Origin of the sequence: Myxococcus sp. AB025B (genome assembly GCF_006518215.1) — a bacterium.
GTDB classification, from domain to species: Bacteria; Myxococcota; Myxococcia; order Myxococcales; family Myxococcaceae; genus Myxococcus; species Myxococcus fulvus.
The window spans coordinates 1-2,707 of the sequence record NZ_SRLW01000557.1 but is presented as its reverse complement, the minus strand read 5'-3'; the positions used below and the strand labels follow the sequence as shown (position 1 = coordinate 2,707).

Here is a 2,707-nt window from a genome sequence, read left to right as displayed (position 1 = left end):
TGTCAAGGCTCGGCCAATCAGGTCGCTGTTGGGTTCGGCCAATCAGGTCCGGACGTGAAGCGCCCAGGAAGCGCGACAGTGTGGACCGCGCGAGTTCGGCAAAACCGGTCCGGCAGGGGCTCTGCCAGGTGTCAGCGTGCGAGGGCCTCAACCTGGGCCGCGCGCGGTGCGCGGGTACGCTTGGCGGGCGGTGGGTTGCGGTAGCTGTCACCCTCAATGGTGAGGACATTGGCGTGGTGCAGCAGTCGGTCCATGGCGGCACTGGCCAGCAGTGCGTCACCGAATAGCGGCGGCCACTCCTCCAGGGCACGATTGGAGGTGATGCAAGTGGCCGCGCGCTCGTAGCGACGGCGGACAATCTCGTACAGGTCGATGCCCTCCTCGCCCGTGAGTGGCCGCAGTCCGAGGTCGTCGATGATGAGCAGGGCTGGCGTGGTGAAGCGCAGGAGGCGTCGCTCGTAGCTGTTGTCAGCGCGTGAGGCTCGCAGCTGCGTGAGCATGTCGTGGGCACTCACGTAGAGGACGGTATGGCCAGCGCGGCAAGCTCGCTGCCCCAGCGCCTGGGCGAGGTGACTCTTGCCGACGCCCGCCGGTCCTACCACCAGCACGTTCTCGTGCCGCTCGACAAAGGTGCAAGTGCCCAGCTCCAGCACCTTGGTGCGAGGGACGGAGGTGTTGAAGGAGAAATCGAAGTCCTCCAGGGTGCTGGGCCGCTCGAAGGCGGCACGGCGCAGGCGCGCGTCCAACTGCTTACCGTCGCGGCGCTCCACCTCGTCGGCCAGTAGTCGGTAGAGGAATTCCGTCAGCGACAGGTTGGCGTCGGCCGCCTCGCGGCAGCGCACCTCGAGGGACTGCAGCAGCCCGGACAGGCGCAGCTTCTTCAGGACGGGGACAAGCTCGTCATAGGTACTCATGCGGGGGACACTCCTTGAGCGGGGTGGGACTGCAAGGACAGCGAAGGGGAGCGCTAACGCAGCAGCGTGCGCACGTCGCGCGCGTAGCGGGGAGCCGGCGGCGCAGCCGTGGCGGCGGGCGTGGCGATGGCCAGGTGCCCGTCCTGGGGCAACGGCTGCAAGTCCAGGCCGCGGCGCAGGATGTCCTTGAGGCCCTGGTAGCGCAGGTTGCCGAAATGCAGCGCCCGGCGGCACGCGGCCTCGGCCCGCTCGCGCGGGAAGCCCTCCAGGTGCACCACCATGGCCTGCACGCAGCGCAGTTGGCTGAGGACGTCATCGGCGTCGAAGACGGCGCGCACGTACGCCTCGGTGTGAGGACCCAGCCGGGCCGCCCGCGTCTCCCAATGGTCGCGGCTGCGGTGGCGCAGGGCCGCGCGCGCCTCGGGCAGGTGGGACTCCACGGTGCTGCGGTGGCTCTCGCCGCGCAGCGGGTGGGTGGCCACGCGCTCGTCCTGGGCGTACACGCGCACGTCATGGGCCGTGACGCACAGCCAGACGCGCTGGCCAATGAGACGCCACGGCACCGAGTACAGCCGTCGGCCGTACATGACGTGGGCGTCGCGGTGCACGCGGGCCTCGTGCCACACCTCGGGCGCCCATGCGCCCGTCGGCAGCGCGCGCAGCGCCGCGGCCTCGGCCTGCTGGAAGAGGAGACGCGGCTGGCGCCCCGTCGTGCCGTGCACGCGCACCGACGCCACGTCTCGCAGCCAGCGCTGCAGCGCGGCCTCGCACTCACGCGCGTCCTCTCCGGCCCTCCCGGCGAAGAAGTTGCCCTTCACATAGCGCACGCCCGCCTCCACCTTGCCCTTCTTCTCGGGGGCGCGGGGCGGGGCCGGGTCGACGATGAAGCCGTAGTGGCGCGCCAGCGCACGGTAGCTGCGCTGCAGGGCCCGCTCCCCGTCCACCCCGAAGGCCGCGCGCACCACCGCCGCCTTGAGGTTGTCGGGCACCACGCAGCGGGGCACGCCGCCGAAGTACGCGAAGGCGGCCTCGTGGCAGCGCAGCCACGTCTCCACGCGCTGGTCGAACACCACCGTGGCGAAGAGGTGGCGGCTGTAGCCGAGCACCATGACGAACACCCAGGCGCGCCGCAGCGTCCCCGTGTCCGCGTCGTACAGCCGGCCCACTTCACCGAAGTCCACCTGCGCCACCTCGCCCGGGGCCGTCTCCACGGGGATGGCGACGTCCTCTTCACTCACGCCCTGCGCCCGACGCACGCTGCCCACCAGGCGTTTGACGGCCGAGAGGCTGCCTGCCGGCACCCCCGCCTCCATCTGCAACCGGGTGAAGCTGGCCTGCGGTCGCAGACCCTTGGCCACCCACGCCTCCACCTGGGCGCGGTGTGCCTCCAGGCTGGACGTCTGCTGGGGCGCTGGCGGGGCCGCGGGCCGCGCCGCCACCACCGCGGCCTTGAGCACCTCGAGCTCGGGTAGCACCTGCACGTCGCCCCGCAGCAATCCCGCCGTCTCCAGTACGCGCCGGTAGCTGCGCTCCACGTCCACGCCCATTCGCAGCACCCGGGCCACTTGCCGCGCGGGCGTGCCCAGGCGATGCAACCGCACCAATTCCTGCAGCCGGTCCATCTCCACTCTCCGGTTACTCACGCCACTTCCCTTTCCAAGGGAAGCCAGCGTGACCTGTCGGCGGAGCACCCGGAGGACCGGTTTGGCCGAACCGGTGCGGACCGGTTTGGCCGAACTCACCCCGACCGGGTTCGCCGAACTCCAGAGGACCTGTTACGCCGAGCTACGACA

Annotated in this window: 2 protein-coding genes; both read right to left on the bottom strand. The window is 70.9% G+C overall.

What is annotated here, in order from left to right; genetic code table 11:
* Positions 1–131: 131 nt before the first annotated feature.
* Complete coding sequence (gene istB / locus FL311_RS42530; RefSeq protein ID WP_141333314.1) at positions 132–914, bottom strand: IS21-like element helper ATPase IstB; 783 nt, start codon at positions 912–914, stop codon at positions 132–134.
* Between the two features lie 53 nt (positions 915–967).
* A complete protein-coding gene (gene istA, locus FL311_RS42525; RefSeq protein ID WP_228557459.1) occupies positions 968–2,557 on the bottom strand; it encodes an IS21 family transposase in 1,590 nt (529 codons plus the stop codon).
* Positions 2,558–2,707 lie beyond the last annotated feature (150 nt).

Coding starts and splice junctions, on each gene's coding strand:
- istB (WP_141333314.1), bottom strand. CDS start 914: ATGAGTACCTATGACGAGCTTGTCCCCGTCCTGAAGAAGCTGCGCCTG.